The sequence below is a fragment of the Patulibacter sp. genome (assembly GCF_030655195.1).
Taxonomy (GTDB): domain Bacteria; phylum Actinomycetota; class Thermoleophilia; order Solirubrobacterales; family Solirubrobacteraceae; genus Patulibacter.
On sequence record NZ_JAURWA010000014.1, the window covers coordinates 1 to 16348 of the forward strand.

Consider the following 16348-nt stretch of genomic DNA (forward strand, 5'->3'; position numbering starts at 1 on the left):
CCCCGGGCCCCGCGGCGGCCAGACGGGCGGGGCGCTCCCGGTGCCGTCGGGCGTCGGCGCCGCCGCTGCCCGGTGCCTCGCGCGGGCCCGCGAGGAGCCGTGCCCGTCGGTGCGCAGCTCGTCGTAGGCGGCGTTGATCAACGCCATCCGGTCCGACGCCCCCGCGACCGGCGCGCGGTCGGGGTGCCAGCGCTTCGCCAGCCGGCGATAGGCGGCGGTCACGTCGGCGGGCGGGGCACCGGACGCGACGCCCAGGACCTCGTGCGGATCGACCCCTGGAGGCACGGCCACCCCTGCATCGTCCCACGATCGGCAGGAGACGCCCCCACGGGGCCGAACACCGACCCGATCCCGGTGCGTCGACGGTGCTCCCGCCCGCGCACTCCCCACACCCGGAGGGCCCCGTGCTCGAAGACCTCAAGAAGTTCCTGTTCAAGGACAGCCTGATCGACGTCGCTGTCGCGTTCATCCTCGCGACAGCGTTCGGCCTGGTCGTCAAGTCCCTCGTCAACGACATCCTGATGCCGATCATCGCCGCGATCGTCGGCAAGCCGAGCTTCGACGACGTCGTGATCAACCTCGGCGACACGCCGATCAAGATCGGCATCTTCCTGACGCTGCTGATCAACTTCATCATCGTCGGCACGGTGCTGTTCTTCATCGTGCGCGCGATCCAGCGCGTGACGGCCGGCCGCAAGGTCGAGGCGGACACCGCCGGTCCGACGCAGGAGGTCGTGCTGCTCACCGAGATCCGCGACGCCCTCTCGACGCCGCGCGTCTGAGCGCCCGGAGCCGTCAGCCCGCCTCGACGGCCGGCGGCTCCTCGTCGTCCTCGACCTCGGTGGGCGGCAGCAGGTCCTCCAGCGGGACGTCCCGGAGCAGCCGCAGGACCTGCGGCGTCCGGTCGTCCTGCAGGAGCAGCGCGCCACCGGGCCAGTACGGGCTGTCGGTGTCCGACGGCCGGACGAGCATCGGCTCGTAGACCCACGAGCCGCTGTTCCACAGCCAGGGCCCGTCCTCGTCGGGGCGCCAGGACCCCAGGGCCTCCTCGCGGGTCAGCGGTCCGAGTCGGTGGACGTGCCCGAAGAGGACGTGGTGCGCCCGCGGGAGCACGCCCAGGTCGTCGGCGACCCGCAGCAGGCTCGCGAGCCCCGCGCGCTCCAGGCGCCGGTCCAGCCAGACCGAGCCGACCGCCGCGATCCGCTCGTTGCGGGCCTGCGCCGCCGCGGTCTGGGCGCCATCGCGGCCCATGACCGCCTTGCCGAGCGCGCGGGCGAGACCGCCGATCCGCTCGACGCCCTCCTCGAAGCCCTCGGGCAGGTCCCGGATCACGAGCGACGCGGCGGCCACGGACGGGGCGCGGGCCAGCTCGTACGCGTCGGCCGGGCCCAGCGCGTCGGTCTCGGAGGCCTGCGCGCGGGCGACCAACCGGGCGATCGGCGTGGCCGTCAGGCGGGTGTCGAGGTAGTGCCCGTGGTGCGCGTAGACGTGCGGCCCGAGCCAGGTGCCCGGGTAGTGCACGCGGATCCGGCCCCCGGCCGGCCGCAGCGCCGCGGTCAGCTCGGCCAGCTGCTCGGTCGCGTCGCGCGGGACGCGGGTGGCGGCCCCGAGCGGGAGCTCGTCGGCGCGCCGGGCGCGCAGCCACGCGCGGATCAGCAGGTGGTCGTGGTTGCCGGGCACGACGACGACCTCACGCCCCTCCATCGCCTCGCCGATCCGGCGGAGCGTCGGCAGGGCGTCCCGCAGCGCGGACGTGGTGCGACCCTCGAGGAGCTCGACCACGTCGCCCAGCAGCACGAGCCGGTCGACGTCCACGAGGGCCTCGAGGAGGGCCGCCAGCGCCGCCGGGCGGCGGAGGACGTCGCGTCCGCCCCGGCCGCCCAAGTGCAGATCGGAGATCACGAGCGTCCGCATGCACGGCGAAGCATGCCGCACCGGGCCCCGCGACCACCCCTGCCCCGCCGCGGACGGTCGACCGCGTGCGCCCGGGGGGTGCGCCGGGCCGCGCGGGGACGCGACCGGGCGCCGGGGCCGGACCGACGGTCGCGCACCCCGGGGACCGAGGGCGAGTACCATCGCGTCCTCATGGCCAAGCAGCAGCAGCGGCAGATCCGGATGGAGCAGCGGGGCGGGCTGGCGGCGATGCAGCAGCTCGAGCAGCGCTCCGACGCGGACCTGCTGCGCGAGACCAAGAACCGCTCGGCCGCCCGCGCGATCCTCGGCAGCCGCGCCGCCGAGCGCTACGAGGCGGCCCAGGCCCGCAAGTTCTTCCAGGAGGCCATCGCCTCCGCCCGCCCACAGGAGCGGCCGCAGATCCGGCGCATGGCCGAGGCCGCCCTCGCGCTCGCCGACCGCCGCCCGGGCGACCTGCGCGCCGCCGCCCAGCGCCTGGGTCAGGAGGCCCCGTCGGGGCGCCAGCTGTTCCTGCTGCGTCTGACGGGCCTGCTCGTCCCGCCGTCGTCGGCCGGCTCGTGGCCCCGCTGGCGCGGCGTGCTGCTGATCCTGCTGATCCTGCTGGCGGTCATCGCCATCGGCACCGGGCTCGCCGCGCTGATCTCGCTGCCCTTCGGCGGCCTGGGCCTCGCGTCGAGCATCTCGCTCGGCGTCATCCTGCTCTTCGTCGTCATCGGCGGGCTGATCTGGTTCGCCCGCAAGCGGCAGGCCGCGGCGATGGTCAAGCGCGAGGAGCAGAGCGCCGCCCAGCGCGAGCCCGTCAACCGGGCGATGCGCCGCCGCGGCTGACCCGTCCCGCGGCCCGCGCGGTCGCGGGCCGTCGTGTGCGTCGGTTTCCACCCGTGGGCCGACGGGGCGTATAGCCTCGCCATGTGCTCGAGCGAGACGGGATCCTCACGACCGAGCGCCTCGTGGTCCGCCCCATGGCCGCGGGCGACTTCGACGCCCTGCTCCAGGGTCTCGAGGACCCCGACCGCACCTGGGCCGACGGCTACCCGCTGGACGAGAGCCTCGTCTCCGCCGCCATGGTGCAGGAGCGCCAGCGGACCAGCCCCGGCGCCGCCGTCCAGGTCGTGGCGGCCGACCCGTGGACCCAGTACCAGGTGATCCTGGCCGACGGGGACGTCGTCGTCGGCGACCTGACGTTCCTCGAGCCGCCGGACCACGACCGGGTCGCGATGATCACCTTCGGCATCGCCCCGTCCTGCCGCGGCAACGGCTACGCGACCGAGATGCTCCGGGCGCTCGTCCCGTGGCTGCGGGCCCGCACCGACGTCCGTGGCATCCGTGCGGACACCGACCTCGTCAACGCCACGAGCCACCAGGTGCTGCGCGCCGCCGGGCTCCGGGTGGTGCAGGACGACGGCGACCGGCAGCTGTACGAGCTGCGCTGGGAGCACGCGGAGCGCACCACGCGCTCCCGGGTCCAGCGGCGTCCCTGACGCTCCCGCCGGGGGCCGCCGGCGCGGCTCAGCCCTTCTTCGCCGTGGCCTTCGTGATGACGATCGGCTGCACGGGCGGCGCGTCGCCCCCGCTGTTCTGCGCGTCGATCGCGTCGACGACGTCCATGCCCGACACGACCGTGCCGACGATCGCGTAGTCCGGCGGGTAGCCGCCGTCCGCGGCGGTGACGATGAAGAACTGGCTGGAGCTGGCGCCGGGCGGGTCGGCGCTCGACTTGGCCATGGCCACGGTCCCGCGGGTGTAGGCGGCGTCGGCGGGCGTCGTCTCCTGCACGGTGTAGCCGGCGTCGCCGGTCCCGGTCCCCAGCGGGTCGCCGCCCTGGACGACGGTGCCCGGGACGATGCGGTGGAACGTCAGGCCGTCGTAGAAGCCGGCCGAGACGAGGGACTTAAACGACGCGGTGGTCTTGGGCTGGCGCGCCGTGTCCAGACGGATCCGGAACGAGCCGCAGCTCGTGCGCATGGTCACCGTCCACGTGCCCGACAGCCGGGCCGGCTTGGGCTCGGGCTGGTCGGGCTCGCCCGAGCGGGGCTCGGGCTGCTCGACGCTGCGGCACGTCGGGGCCGGTGCGGCCTCCGTCGTCGTCTCCGGCGGGCCCTCGGCCTGGGTCGTGGCGGCCTCGGTGGAGGCGGTCGTGGATCCGCTCCCGGTGTCGTCGTCGCTCCCGCACGCGGCGAGCCCGGGGACGATCGCCGCGGTCGCGAGCAGCAGGACGACGCGGCGGGCGGCCGAAGACGTGGCGGAGGACGACGGGGAGGACACGGCGGCAGCATAGGCCGTCGGGTGCGCCCGACGCGGACCCGGACGTCCGGCCCGCTCGACCGGTCGTCCGCCTGCCGACGGGACGGCCGGGGGGCCGGGATACTCCGTGCCGTGCGTTCACGGACCCACGACGACGCGCCGGGGGCCCCGGTGGGCCCCACGGACGGCGCGGCAGCGCCGTCGCGGTCCCTGACCCTGGTGGTCAACCCGACCGCGGGCGGCGGCCGCGCGGCGCGGACGGCCGTCGCCGCCGCGTCCCGGCTCCGGCACCGCGGGGCGACCGTGCGGACCGTCTCCACGCGCGACGCGGACCACGCCGCGCAGGAGGCCCGCGAGGCCTTCGACCGGGGCGACGTCGCGGTCGCCGTCGGCGGCGACGGGATGCTGCGGATCCTCGCCGGCGAGGCCGTCCGCCGCGACCACGCGGTCGTGGGGCTCGTCCCGGCCGGTCGGGGCAACGACTTCGCCCGGTTCCTCGGCCTGCCGACGACCGTGGACGACGCCGTCGACGCCCTGCTGGACGGCATCGAGGTCCTCGTCGACACCGGGCTCGTCCGGGACGCCGGAGGTCACGAGCGGACGTTCCTGTCGATGGTCTCCGTGGGGTTCGACGCCGAGGCCAACCGGATCGCCAACGAGGCGCCGTCCGCGCTCGGGGGGCTGGTCTACGTCTGGGGCGTGCTCGGCGCGCTCGCCGGCCTGCGGCCCGTGCCGCTGCGCCTGCGCACCGCCGCCGGGACGCGGGAGGTCCCGGCCCTGCTGCTCGCGGTCGCCAACGCGGGCGCCTACGGTGGGGGGATGCACATGGCTCCCCACGCCTCGGTCGGCGACGGCGAGCTCGACGTCGTCGTGGTCCCGCACCCGGGGCGCGATCGCCGGCCGGACCGCTGCGACGCCCGCGACCGCCTGCTGCTCCTCCGCGTCCTCCCCCGCGTCTTCCGTGGCACGCACGTGCGCACCCGGCACGTCGACGTCACGCGCGCCGCGTCGGTCGAGGTCTCGGCCGGCGGTCCGCTCGTCGCCTACGCCGACGGCGACCCGGTCGGCGTCCTGCCGCTGACCATCGAGGCCCGCCCCGCGTCGCTGCGCCTGCTCGTCCCCGCGGTCGACGGGCTGCGGCCCGGCGTCCTGCGCCGCGCCGGTGAGGTGGCGGCGTGAGCACCACCTCCCCCGCCCCGACGGGCCGCTTCCCGCTCTCCGCCGCCGTCGCGACGGCCCGCCTGGCCGGCCGTGCCGCCCGGCTCGGCGGCCGCGGCGGCACGAGCCTGCCCGGCAAGGTGCTGACGCGCCTGCGGCCTGACGCGATCGCCCGCATGTCCGACCGGCTCGACGAGGGCTCCGTCGTCCTCAGCGCGACGAACGGCAAGACGACGACCGCCGCCCTGGTCGCGTCGATCCTCGAGCTGCACGGCACGACGCTGGTCCACAACCGCCAGGGCGCGAACATGGCCGGCGGGATCGCCGCCTCGCTGCTCGGGTCGTGGCGGCACGGCCGACCGACGGGCGCGCTCGGGCTCTTCGAGGTCGACGAGTTCTGGCTCGACGGGCTGGTCCGGTCGCTGCGGCCGCGCGTCGTCCTGCTGGCCAACCTCTTCCGCGACCAGCTCGACCGGTACGGCGAGCTCGAGGCGATCGCCGACCGCTGGCACGAGATCGTCGCCGACGACGCCGCGCGGACCGCCGCCGGCGACGGGCCCGGGTTCCGCCTGGTCCTCGGCTCGGACGACCCCGCCGTGGCCGACCTCGGCCTGGACCGCGACGACGTCCTCTACTTCGGCGTGCAGGACGTCTCGGTCGCCCGCGAGGTCGCCGACCACGCCTCGGACGCCACCACCTGCCGCGTCTGCGGTGCGTCGTACGTGTACACCGCGACGTTCGTCGGCCACCTGGGGCACTACCGCTGCCCGGCGTGCGGCCACCGGCGTCCGGATCCGCAGGTCACCGCCGAGCGGGTCGTCCTCGACGCCACCCGCGGCTCGTCGTTCGACCTCGTCCTCCCGGACACGACCGTCCCCGTCCGGCTGCACCTGCCCGGGCTCTACAACGTCTACAACGCGCTCGGCGCCGCGGCGCTGACCCACGCCCTCGGCGTCCCCGCGGCGACGATCGCCGAGGGGCTGGGGACGACGGCCGCGGCGTTCGGGCGCGCCGAGACCGTCACGGTCGGCGACCGCGAGCTGCAGCTCCTGCTCGTGAAGAACCCCGCCGGTGCCAACGAGGTCGCCCGGACGCTCGCCCTGGCCGAGGGCGAGCTCGACCTGCTGGCGGTCCTCAACGACCGGATCGCCGACGGCCGCGACGTGTCCTGGATCTGGGACGCCGACCTCGAGGCGATCGCCGGCCGTGTGCGTCACGTGACCTGCGCCGGTTCCCGCGCCGAGGAGATGGCGGTCCGGTGGAAGTACGCCGGGGTGGCGTCGTCGCGGATCGCCGTCGTCAAGGACGGCGTCGGTGCGGCGCTGGACCACGCGCTCGCCGCCGCCCCGGAGGACCACGCCGTGCCGATCCACGCCATCCCGACCTACACCGCGATGCTCGAGCTGCGCGAGGAGCTCGTGCGACGCGGTGCGGCCAAGGGGTCGTTCGCGTGAGCGGCGGAGCGCGCGCCGGGCGCATCACCGCCGCCGGCACGGGTCCGACCCGGCCGGACCCGGATCTCGACCACGTCCGCTGGCACGACCTGGAGTGCGGCGGCTACCGCGCGGACCTGCGGCTCTGGCGGACCCTCGCCGACGAGCAGGTCCCCCACCACGCCGACGCGCCCGTCCGCGTGCTGGACCTCGGCAGCGGCACGGGCCGCGTCGCGCTGGACCTGGCCTCCCGCGGGCACCGGGTGCTGGGCGTCGACGTCGACCCCGTCTTCTGCGCGGAGCTCCGGCGCCGGGCGGCGATCCGCTCCCTGCCGGCGGCCGCGGCGGTCAGCGACGCCCGCGAGCTGCGGCTCGGCGAGCGATTCGGGCTGATCCTCGCGCCGATGCAGACGGTCCAGCTGCTCGACGGTCCGTCGGGCCGTGCGGCGTTCCTCGCCGGCGTCCGCGACCACCTGACGCCGGACGGCGTCGCCGCGATCGCGATGGTCGAGGACGTCGAGCCGTTCGGGGCCGACGAGGCCGCGCACCTGGCCCCCGACATGAAGGACCACGCGGGGACCGTCTACGCGAGCCGCCCGGTCGGCGTGACGGTGCAGGACGGCCGCATCGTCCTGGACCGCGTGCGCGAGATCGTCTCCCCCACCGGCCAGCGGCACGAGTCGACGGACCGCACGGTGCTCGACGTCCTCGACGCCGACGGCCTGGAGGACGAGGGCCGCGCGGCGGGGCTGCGCGTCCTGCCCCTGCGCGAGGTCGTCGCCACGGGCGAGCACGTCGGCAGCCGGGTGGTGATGTTCGGTGTCTGAGCGGACGCTGCGGATCGGGGCGCTCTACCCCGACCTGCTCAACATCTACGCCGACCGCGGCAACCTGCTGATGCTCGAGCGCCGCTGTGCGTGGCGGGGGATCGGCTTCGAGGTCACCCGGTCGACCATCGGGGACGAGCTCGACCCGGACGCCCACGACCTGCTGTACCTCGGCGGTGGGCAGGACCGCGACCAGCAGCTGTGCGCGCTGGACCTCACGACGGTCAAGCGGGACGCGGTGCACGCCCACGCCGCCCGCGGCGGGGCGGTCCTGGCGGTCTGCGGCGGCTACCAGCTGCTCGGCCACCACTACGGCCTGGAGCCGGGCGTGACGCTGCCCGGGCTCGGGCTGCTCGACGTCCACACCGAGCGCGGCGAGGGCCGGCTGATCGGCAACGTCGCGATCGAGGTCGACGGCCGCACCCTGGCCGGCTTCGAGAACCACGGCGGCCGGACCGTCCTGGCCCCCGGGCAGGAGCCGCTCGGTCGGGTGCTCTCGGGGCACGGCAACACCGGGTCGTCGGGATTCGAGGGCGCCCGGACCGGGAACGTCGTCGGGACGTACCTGCACGGCCCCCTGCTGCCGAAGAACGCGTGGTTCGCGGACGCGCTGATCGCCGCGGCGCTCGGGATCGACCCGGCCGACCTGGCACCGCTGGACGACCGCCTGGAGGACGGCGCGCACGCGTCTGCCCGGCGGGCCGCGGGCGTCTGAGGACGGACCGCCAGGACCTGGCCGGGGACCCCGGGACGCGGCCGGGCCCGGGGAGCTCCCGGGCCCGGCGTGCTCCCGGCGTCCCGTGTGCGGGACCCGGGACGTCCCCGGGCCCCGCGCGGGACCGCGATCAGTTGGCGGGCTTGGCCAGGTCCGCGATCGTCTTCAGGCCGTACTTGTCGGCCGTGGCCTTCGTGACGACGATGGCGTCGCTGTCCTGCGCGTCGGACTTCTCGAGCGCGACCAGGTTGGACGGCAGCGCCTTCTGCAGCGCGGCGTAGACGTCGTCGGGCGTGGTCGCCGTCGCGTTCTTGTCGAGGTACGTCAGGATCGTGCCGCTGTACTCCGGGAAGAGGTCCAGCGAGCCGCTCTTCAGCGCCGGGTAGTACTTCTCGCGGCTGCCGATGTTCAGCTTCGTCGTGATCGACGCGCCCTGGGCCTTCAGCGCCTCGGCGTAGATCTCGGCGAGGACGACGTTCTCCGGGAAGTTCGCGGAGCCGACGGTCAGCGTCGTGCCCTTCGCGGACGTGCCGGTGCCGGCCAGGCCGTTGTCCGACAGCCACCCCTTGGCGACGGCGTCAGGGTCCTGCTTGTCGACCTGGACCTTCGAGACCAGGTCGCCGAGGCCGTCGGTGGTCAGCTTCGCCGAGATGCCGTTGAGGACCGTCTTGACCCCGTCGGTGGCCTTCTTCTCGTTGATGATCGGCAGGACGTCCTGCGCCGCGAAGTTGTTCTTCGGGTCCTCGAGGGCGACGAAGTCGTTCGCGGCGATCGACGGGTCGGTGGTGAAGAGGTCGGCCGCCTCGATCTGCCCGTTCTTCAGTGCGTTGACCGTCACCGGACCGCCGGTGTCGGTGACGGTGTACTTGCCGAACTCGACGCCGTAGTTCTTCTTCAGCCCGGGCAGGCCGTCGGTGCGGGTCTTGAACTCGGGCGGGCCGCCCATGATCAGTTGGCTGGCGATGGTCTCGCCCGCGCCGGAGGACGAGCTGCTGCTGCCGCTGTCGTCGGAGCTGTCGGAGCCGCAGGCGGACACGCCGAGGGCGAGGACTGCTGCGGCTGCTGCGGTCGTGAGGGTCCTGGTGTTCATGGTCTCTCCTAGGAGTCGTTGCGGGTGCTGGAGGTGGGTGGTGTCGGGACGGGACGTGCGCCCCGCCCGCGGCCGTCGCGGCCGGGGTCAGGCACGGGCGCCCTCGGCCTCGGTCACGACGGCGAGCCGCGGATCGGGGGCGCCGACCTGCTTGGTCGAGTACCGCCCGGTGATGCCGCGCGAGACGACGTAGCGCTGGACCGTCGACAGGACGAGGTCGGTGAGGAGGGCCAGGGCCGCCACGAGGACGCCCCCGCCGATCATCTGCGGGTAGTCCTGCTGGGCCAGCCCGTCGTAGATGAAGCGACCCAGACCGCCGAGCGGCAGGTACGAGGCGACCGTCGCCGTCGCGATCAGCTGCAGGGCGGCGCTGCGCACGCCGGAGAAGATCAGCGGCAGGCTGATCGGCAGCTCGACCCGGAAGAGCACCTGCGGGCCGGTCATCCCCATCCCGGACGCCGCGTCGCGGACCCCCGGGTCGACGTTCTGCACGCCGGCGAAGGTGTTCGCCAGGATCGGCGGCACGGCGAGCAGGACCAGGACGATCACGGTCGGGATCAGGAAGCCGGTGTCGGTGCGCCCCTGGAACTGCGGCGAGATGATCACCGTCAGCAGCACGAGGACGCCGACCGTGGGCAGTGCGCGCAGCGCGTTCGCGGCGCCCACGAGCCACCGGCCCCGGTTGGTGTGCCCGATGAAGAGGCCCAGCGGCAGCGCGATGACCATGGCGATCGCCAGCGCCATGGCGCAGAACCTGATGTGGGCCAGGAGCTGGGTGATGATGCCGGTGTCGAACCGGGTGTCGGTCCAGTGCGACCAGTCGGTCAGCCAGGTGAAGACGTCGCCGATCATGTGCGCACCGCCCGGCGCCAGGGGGTCAGCACGCGGTTGAGGAGCACCACCGCGGAGTCCAGGACGACCGCCAGGAGGACGCAGAGGACGATCCCCAGGACGATCGGCGGGTAGTACGCGTCCGGCGTCGAGAGCTGGAAGCCCTGCGTGAACAGCTGGCCGAGGTTCGACAGGCCGATGGTGCCGGCCACCGCGACGATGCTGACGTTGGACACGACCGCGACCCGCAGGCCCGCGGCGATGACCGGGACCGCGATGGGCAGCTCGACCTTGAAGAACCGCTCGAGGGGACGGAAGCCCATGGCGGTCGCCGCCTGCGTGGTCTCCTCCGGCACCGAGGCCAGCCCGTCGGCGACGACGCGCACGAGCAGCGCCACGGAGTAGACGGTCAGGGCGATCGGGACCTGGAGGGGGTCGAGCGTGTCGAGTCCCAGGAGGGGCGGGACGAGCACGAACAGGGCGATCGAGGGGATCGTGTAGAGCACCCCGGTGATCGACATGATCGGCGGGTAGGTCCACCGGTGGCGGCGGGCGACCCAGCCCAGCGGCAGGGCGATGAGCAGCCCGACGATGACCGGGACCACCGACAGCCACGTGTGGGACCAGAGCAGGCCGAGGTCCTCGCTGCGGTGGTCGAGGAAGTACTCGACGAAGTGCAGCGGCGACGAGCTGGCGCCGTCGGCGAGCGCGATCACGTCTGTCGCTCCGGCTCGTGGGCCTCGATCAGGTCGAGGATCTCGCGGGACGTCGTGGTGCCGATCAGGGCGCCGCCCTCGTCGATGACGACCCCGCGGCCCGAGGGCGACGACAGGCAGGCGTCGAGGGCGGCCCGCAGGGTGCTGCCCTGGGTCGCCAGCGTCCCGCCGCGGTAGAGCAGCTCGTCCGTGACGGTGTCGTGGCCGCGGAAGTCCGCGCCGAGGTCGAGCCAGCCCTGCGGGGCGCCGGCGCCGTCGACGGCCAGCAGCCACGAGTCGCCGTCGGTGCCGGTGGGGATCGGTGCCCCGAGGACGACGGTCGGCTCGTCGCGGGTCGACAGGGTCCCCGCGTCGGCGAACCCGAGCGCCCGGTACCCGCGGTCGCGGCCGACGAAGGCGGCGACGAACGCGTCGACCGGACGGCTGAGCAGCTCGGCCGGCGTCGCGAGCTGCGCGAGCCGCCCGCCGACGCGGAGCACCGCGACCTGGTCGCCGAGCTTGATGGCCTCGTCGATGTCGTGGGTGACGAACACGATCGTCTTGCCGAGCTCCTGCTGCAGGCGGAGGAACTCGTCCTGGAGCTGCTCGCGCACGACCGGGTCCACGGCGCTGAACGGCTCGTCCATCAGCATCACCGGAGGATCGGCCGCCAGGGCGCGGGCGACGCCGACGCGCTGCTGCTGCCCGCCGGAGAGCTGGGCCGGGTAGCGCTTGGCGAAGTGCTCCGGCAGGCCGACGCGCTCGAGCAGCTCCATCGCGGTGCGACGGGCCTGCTTCTTGTCCGTCCCGAGCAGGAACGGGACGGTCGCGACGTTGTCGACGATCGTCCGGTGCGGGAAGAGCCCGGCGTGCTGGATGACGTAGCCGATCTTGCGGCGCAGCTCGTGGGTCGGGAGCGTGGCGGTGTCCTGGTCGTCCAGCCAGATCGTGCCGGAGGTCGGCTCGATCATCCGGTTGACCATCCGCAGGCTCGTCGTCTTGCCGCACCCGGATGGGCCGACGAGGACGGTGATCCGTCCCGACGCCGCCTCGAGGTCGAGCTCGTCGACGGCGACCGTGCCGTCGGGGTAGCGCTTCGTCACCGCGTCGAATCGGATCACGGGCGGGTCTCCTGTCCTGTGGTGTCGGTCGACGGCGTCGCGCCGAGGTGGCCGCTCAGGACGCGGGCCTCCTCGGCGAGGATCGCGCCGTAGCGGTGCAGGGTGGCGTCGTCGATCCGGTAGCTGGGGCCGAGCAGGCTCATCGCCGCGGCGACCCCGCCGGGCCGCAGGATCGGCGCGACGATCGCGGTGACGTCCGGCTCGAGCCGGTCGTGCTCGGAGACGTAGCCGCACGCCGGCACGTCGTCGGCGAGCGCGCGGCCGACCACGAGGCCGGCGGTCGGGAACGACCGGCCGACCCAGCTGGTGTGGCGCACCGCGTGCGTCCCCTCGACCATGGCGATGTGGATCGCGGTCCCGCCCGGGCCGGCGATCGTCAGGTAGGCGGACTCGCCGGTGGCGCCGACCAGGCGGTCGAGCACGGGCTCGGCGATCCGGACGAGGCTCTGGCGCCCGAGGGCGAGCGCACCGAGCTGGATCAGGCGGGAGCCGGCACGGAAGCAGCCCTCCTCGTCCCGGGTGACGAAGCCCGAGCCCTCGAGCGTCCGCAGCAGCCGCAGCGCCGTGCTGGCCGGCAGCTCGGCGCGCCTCGCGCACTCGGACAGGCCGATGGAGTCCTCCGCGCAGACCTCGGCGAGCAGGGCCAGGGCCCGGTCCACGGTGCGGGTGGTGCCCGCGCTTGCCGCCGTCGCCATCGCTCTGCCCTACCCGGCTTCCATGCCGTGCAACCGCCTTGCCATTGGGCGAGATGTTCCCAGGGTGTTGGCGGCGCCGCAAGCGGGGTGCGCCGCGCGGTGCGCGACCGGTGCTCAGCGGCCGGTCGAGCCGAAGCCGCCGACACCGCGGGGGGTGTCGTCGAGCGCGTCGACCTCCACGACGCCCGGCAGCGCCACGGGGACGAGGAGCAGCTGGGCGATCCGCTCCCCCGCCGCCGCCTCGAAGGTCGCCTCGCGGTCGGTGTTCAGCAGCAGGACCCGCAGCTCGCCGCGGTAGCCGGCGTCGACGACGCCCGGCGTGTTGACGAGCGTGAGGCCGTGGCGGACCGCCAGGCCGGACCGGGGCGTGACGACCCCCGCGTACCCGTCGGGCACGGCGATCGCGATCCCGGTGGGGACCAGCGCCCGCTCTCCCGGACCCAGGACGACGGGGTCGACGCAGCAGAGGTCCAGGCCGGCGTCGCCGGGGTGCTGGCGCACCGGGAGCGTCGCGTCCGGCCTGAGCCGGCGGACGGCGAGCGGGGGCACGGCGGGCGGCGTCGGCACGCCGCGCAGGATCGCAGAGGGCCGGCGTCGGTCCCCGGCGCGTCAGTCGCGGACGCCGTGCCCGGCGTCGCGCAGCGCGCCCACGGCCGCCCCGAGGTCGCCGGCGCGGACGAGCACGTAGTCCGTGTCGAACGTCGACAGCGCGAAGATCGAGATGCCCGCGGCGGCGAGCGGTGCCGTCAGCCGGGTGAGGATGCCGACCAGCGCGAAGTCCAGCGGGCCGGCGACCCGCAGCGCCCGCCAGGGGCCCTCGTGCCGGACGTCGGCGGGGACCTCGGCGGCCGGGCAGACGATCGAGAGCTCGTCGTCCGTGCGGACGATGGCGGTCAGCGGGCTCGACGTCCGCGGGAGCCACGACGGGATCGGCGCGTCGTGGTTCAGGCGGCAGACCTGCAGGTGGACGTCCAGGACGTCGAGGACCAGCGCCGGGGCCGCGACGGTCGGGCCGTCGTCGTCGCTCATCGCGTGGCGTCGTCGTCGCCGCTCGGGGCGACGGGGTGCAGACGGAAGCGGTCGTACTTGGCCGCGAGATCCCGGGGGACGCGGACCCGGACCAGCACGCCGTCGCCGCGGTGCTCCTGCTCCAGGTCGCCGGCGAGCTCGTGCAGCTCGCTGAGGACCTGGCCCTCGGCGTAGGGCAGCAGCAGCTCGATCGCCTGCAGCTTGGCCTCGAACTCGTCCTCGATCCGCGTGGCCAGCGTCCCGATGCCCTCCCCCTCGCCGGCGGCGATCTGGACGGCGTCGGGGAACCGCGCCCACAGCGCGTCGCGGCGGTCCTGGTCGATCAGGTCGATCTTGTTCAGGACGAGGACGTGCGTGTTCTCGGTGGCGCCGATGTCCTTCAGGACGTCCTCGACGGCGGCCATCACGGCGGCCATCTGCTCGTCGGGCTGGCTGGCGTCGACGACGTGCAGGACGAGGTCGGCGATCACCGTCTCCTCGAGCGTGGCGCCGAAGGCCTCGACGAGGTGGTGGGGCAGCTTGCGGATGAACCCGACCGTGTCGGTCATCAGGTAGGTGCGCCCGTTCCAGCGCAGCTCCCGGGTCGTCGGGTCCAGGGTGTGGAACAGGCGGTCCTGCACGCCCACCGTCGCACCGGTCAGCGCGTTGAGCACCGTCGACTTGCCGGCGTTGGTGTACCCGGCCAGCGCGACGTTGGGGATGTGCGAGGACCGGGCCCGCTCGGCGCGCATGACGCGTCGGGTGCCCTTGACGTCCTCGAGCCGGCGGCGCAGCTTGGTGATGCGGTCGCGCGCCAGCCGGCGGTCGGTCTCGATCTGCGTCTCGCCCGGTCCGCGGGTGCCGACGCCGCCCACGCCGAGGCGGTCGAGGTGGGTCCACAGACCCCGCATCCGGGCCAGGTTGTACTGCAGCTGGGCCAGCTCGACCTGGAGCTTGCCCTCGGAGGAGTTGGCGTGCACGGCGAAGATGTCGAGGATCAGCGCGGTGCGGTCGAGGACCGGCATCTCCAGCGCACCCTCGATGTTGCGCTCCTGACGCGGCGAGAGCTCGTCGTCGGTGACGACCATCGTGGCGCCGACCTCGGCGCAGAGGGCCTTCAGCTCCTTGAGCTTGCCCTCGCCGACGTACGTGTTGGGGTGCGGCTGGTCCAGGTGCTGGACGAGCTGCTCGACGACCTCGACGCCGGCGGTCCGCAGGAGCTCCCGCAGCTCGCTGAGGTCGTCGCCGGTCTCCAGCACACCGACGATCACGGCCCGCTGGTCCGCGGCCTTGCGCTGCTGGTCGAAGTCCGAGGCGTGGGTGGTCTCGAATCCCTGGACGGAGTACTGCGGCTGGTCGTCGTCGTCGATAGGCACTGCCACCCATGGTACGCCCCTTCCGCAGGGCCTCCGCGACGATCGGCCACCGGGGCGGCGCTCGCCCCCGGTTCGATCCCGGGCCGGGGCGCCGGACCGACGTCCCGAGCGGTCGCGACGCCGGCCCGGCGGTATCGTCGCGGCGTGTCCCCGCGTCTGTCCGACCGCCTCGCCGAGCTGACGCTGCAGCTCGTGGACTGCCCGTCGGAGTCCCGGCACGAGGAGCCCGCGATCGCGCTGGCCCAGGCCCTGCTCTTCGAGTCCGGCGTGGCGACGATCGACGCGCACGACACCTGCCTGCTGGCGGGCACCACCACCAGGGGCGACCGGCCCCTGATCCTCCTCGCCGGGCACCTCGACACGGTGCCTGCGCAGGACAACCGGCCGGGCCGGATCGAGGACGGCGTCGTCCACGGCCTGGGCTCCTGCGACATGAAGGGCGCCTGCGCGGTGATGCTCGAGCTCCTGCGCGACGGGGTGCACGAGGAGGAGGACCGGGCCTGCGACCTGGGCGTGGTGCTGTTCGGGCGCGAGGAGCTGCCGTTCGTCGACACGACGCTGACTCCCCTCCTGGCCCGGCGACCCGAGCTGCGCGAGGCGGACCTCGCCGTCGTGATGGAGCCGACGTCCGGCGCCGTCCAGGGCGGCTGCCTGGGCAACCTCAACGCCACGTGGACGTTTCACGGCGAGGCCGCCCACAGCGCCCGTCCGTGGCTGGGGCACAACGCGATCCACCGGGCCGCGGCCGGCGTCGCGCGGCTCTCGCACGTGCCGATCTCCCGTCACATGTTCTCGGGTCTGGAGTACGCCGAGTGCGTCTCGGTCACGCGGATCGCCGGCGGCGTCGCCGACAACGTGGTCCCCGACCGGGTCGACGCCCACGTCAACTACCGCTACCCGCCGGGCGTCGAGCCCGAGGCCGCGGAGGCCCAGCTGCGGGCCTGGTGCGACGTCGAGCACTCCTCGCTGACCATCGTCGGGCACGCGCCGTCGGGGGCCGTCGCGGTCGACGGCGACCTCGCGCGGGCGCTGATCGCCCGCACCGGCGGCGACGTCGCCCCGAAGCAGGCGTGGACGCCCGTGGCGGAGTTCGGCCTGGCAGGCGTACCGGCCCTGAACTTCGGCCCGGGCGACCCGCGGTACGCCCACAAGCGCGACGAGCAGGTCTCCGCCACCGCGCTGGCGGCGAGCTACGAGACGCTCGCGGCACTGGTCCGCACGGGCGCCTGACGCTCCACCCC

The 16348-nt window shown here is 74.5% G+C and carries 19 protein-coding genes; 8 read left to right on the plus strand and 11 right to left on the minus strand.

What is annotated here, in order from left to right; translation table 11 throughout:
* Positions 1-291: J domain-containing protein (locus tag Q7T67_RS01355; RefSeq protein WP_304785530.1), on the minus strand; the 291-nt coding region annotated here is incomplete at its 3' end.
* 113 nt (positions 292-404) lie between these two features.
* Between Q7T67_RS01355 and mscL the strand changes: the two genes are divergently transcribed.
* A complete protein-coding gene (mscL, locus tag Q7T67_RS01360; RefSeq protein ID WP_304785531.1) occupies positions 405-782 on the plus strand; it encodes a large conductance mechanosensitive channel protein MscL in 378 nt (125 codons plus the stop codon).
* Between the two features lie 13 nt (positions 783-795).
* On the opposite strand, the gene Q7T67_RS01365 is transcribed toward mscL, so the two are convergent.
* Positions 796-1914: a metallophosphoesterase gene (locus Q7T67_RS01365; RefSeq protein ID WP_304785532.1), complete on the minus strand. Its 1119-nt coding sequence runs from the start codon at positions 1912-1914 to the stop codon at positions 796-798.
* A 171-nt stretch (positions 1915-2085) separates the two neighbouring features.
* Here Q7T67_RS01365 and Q7T67_RS01370 point away from each other — a divergent pair, with 171 nt between their 5' ends.
* Both Q7T67_RS01370 and Q7T67_RS01375 read left to right on the plus strand, forming a co-directional pair.
* Positions 2086-2742, plus strand: coding sequence for a hypothetical protein (locus tag Q7T67_RS01370; RefSeq protein WP_304785533.1), 657 nt, complete (start codon positions 2086-2088; stop codon positions 2740-2742).
* A gap of 83 nt (positions 2743-2825) precedes the next feature.
* Entirely contained in the window at positions 2826-3395 is a 570-nt protein-coding gene (locus Q7T67_RS01375) for a GNAT family N-acetyltransferase (RefSeq protein WP_304785534.1), read from the plus strand.
* Positions 3396-3423: 28 nt separating this feature from the next.
* On the opposite strand, the gene Q7T67_RS01380 is transcribed toward Q7T67_RS01375, so the two are convergent.
* Positions 3424-4179 (minus strand): peptidylprolyl isomerase, encoded by a 756-nt coding sequence (locus Q7T67_RS01380; RefSeq protein ID WP_304785535.1) that lies wholly within the window; start codon positions 4177-4179, stop codon positions 3424-3426.
* 111 nt (positions 4180-4290) lie between these two features.
* Here Q7T67_RS01380 and Q7T67_RS01385 point away from each other — a divergent pair, with 111 nt between their 5' ends.
* Genes Q7T67_RS01385 through Q7T67_RS01400 form a run of 4 tightly spaced genes read left to right on the plus strand, consistent with a single transcriptional unit; the run spans position 4291 to position 8291 of the window.
* Positions 4291-5337: a diacylglycerol kinase family protein gene (locus Q7T67_RS01385; RefSeq protein WP_304785536.1), complete on the plus strand. Its 1047-nt coding sequence runs from the start codon at positions 4291-4293 to the stop codon at positions 5335-5337.
* Complete coding sequence (locus Q7T67_RS01390) at positions 5334-6770, plus strand: MurT ligase domain-containing protein (protein WP_304785537.1); 1437 nt, start codon at positions 5334-5336, stop codon at positions 6768-6770. The genes Q7T67_RS01385 and Q7T67_RS01390 overlap by 4 nt, the downstream gene beginning before the upstream one ends.
* Complete coding sequence (locus Q7T67_RS01395; protein ID WP_304785538.1) at positions 6767-7576, plus strand: bifunctional 2-polyprenyl-6-hydroxyphenol methylase/3-demethylubiquinol 3-O-methyltransferase UbiG; 810 nt, start codon at positions 6767-6769, stop codon at positions 7574-7576. The genes Q7T67_RS01390 and Q7T67_RS01395 overlap by 4 nt, the downstream gene beginning before the upstream one ends.
* Complete coding sequence (locus tag Q7T67_RS01400; protein WP_304785539.1) at positions 7569-8291, plus strand: type 1 glutamine amidotransferase; 723 nt, start codon at positions 7569-7571, stop codon at positions 8289-8291. The genes Q7T67_RS01395 and Q7T67_RS01400 overlap by 8 nt, the downstream gene beginning before the upstream one ends.
* 130 nt (positions 8292-8421) lie before the next feature.
* Here the strand turns inward: Q7T67_RS01400 and Q7T67_RS01405 are convergent, their stop codons facing one another.
* The 8 genes from Q7T67_RS01405 to hflX form a co-directional block, all read right to left on the minus strand.
* Positions 8422-9381, minus strand: coding sequence for a glycine betaine ABC transporter substrate-binding protein (locus Q7T67_RS01405; protein WP_304785540.1), 960 nt, complete (start codon positions 9379-9381; stop codon positions 8422-8424).
* A gap of 87 nt (positions 9382-9468) precedes the next feature.
* Positions 9469-10233: an ABC transporter permease gene (locus tag Q7T67_RS01410; protein WP_304785541.1), complete on the minus strand. Its 765-nt coding sequence runs from the start codon at positions 10231-10233 to the stop codon at positions 9469-9471.
* Positions 10230-10892 (minus strand): ABC transporter permease, encoded by a 663-nt coding sequence (locus Q7T67_RS01415; protein WP_370695340.1) that lies wholly within the window; start codon positions 10890-10892, stop codon positions 10230-10232. The genes Q7T67_RS01410 and Q7T67_RS01415 overlap by 4 nt, the downstream gene beginning before the upstream one ends.
* A 32-nt stretch (positions 10893-10924) precedes the next feature.
* On the minus strand, positions 10925-12028 hold the full coding sequence (locus Q7T67_RS01420) for an ABC transporter ATP-binding protein (RefSeq protein ID WP_304785543.1): 1104 nt from the start codon (positions 12026-12028) through the stop codon (positions 10925-10927).
* Positions 12025-12723 carry an IclR family transcriptional regulator gene (locus Q7T67_RS01425; protein ID WP_304785544.1) on the minus strand — a complete coding sequence of 233 codons (699 nt, stop codon included), beginning with the start codon at positions 12721-12723 and terminating at the stop codon, positions 12025-12027. Before Q7T67_RS01425 ends, Q7T67_RS01420 begins: the two co-directional genes overlap by 4 nt.
* A 114-nt stretch (positions 12724-12837) precedes the next feature.
* A complete protein-coding gene (dut, locus tag Q7T67_RS01430) occupies positions 12838-13290 on the minus strand; it encodes a dUTP diphosphatase (protein ID WP_304785545.1) in 453 nt (150 codons plus the stop codon).
* Positions 13291-13332: 42 nt separating this feature from the next.
* On the minus strand, positions 13333-13752 hold the full coding sequence (locus Q7T67_RS01435; protein WP_304785546.1) for an ACT domain-containing protein: 420 nt from the start codon (positions 13750-13752) through the stop codon (positions 13333-13335).
* Positions 13749-15107, minus strand: coding sequence for a GTPase HflX (hflX, locus tag Q7T67_RS01440; protein WP_304785547.1), 1359 nt, complete (start codon positions 15105-15107; stop codon positions 13749-13751). Before hflX ends, Q7T67_RS01435 begins: the two co-directional genes overlap by 4 nt.
* Positions 15108-15251: 144 nt before the next feature.
* Between hflX and dapE the strand changes: the two genes are divergently transcribed.
* Positions 15252-16337 (plus strand): succinyl-diaminopimelate desuccinylase, encoded by a 1086-nt coding sequence (dapE, locus tag Q7T67_RS01445; protein ID WP_304785548.1) that lies wholly within the window; start codon positions 15252-15254, stop codon positions 16335-16337.
* Positions 16338-16348: the final 11 nt, after the last annotated feature.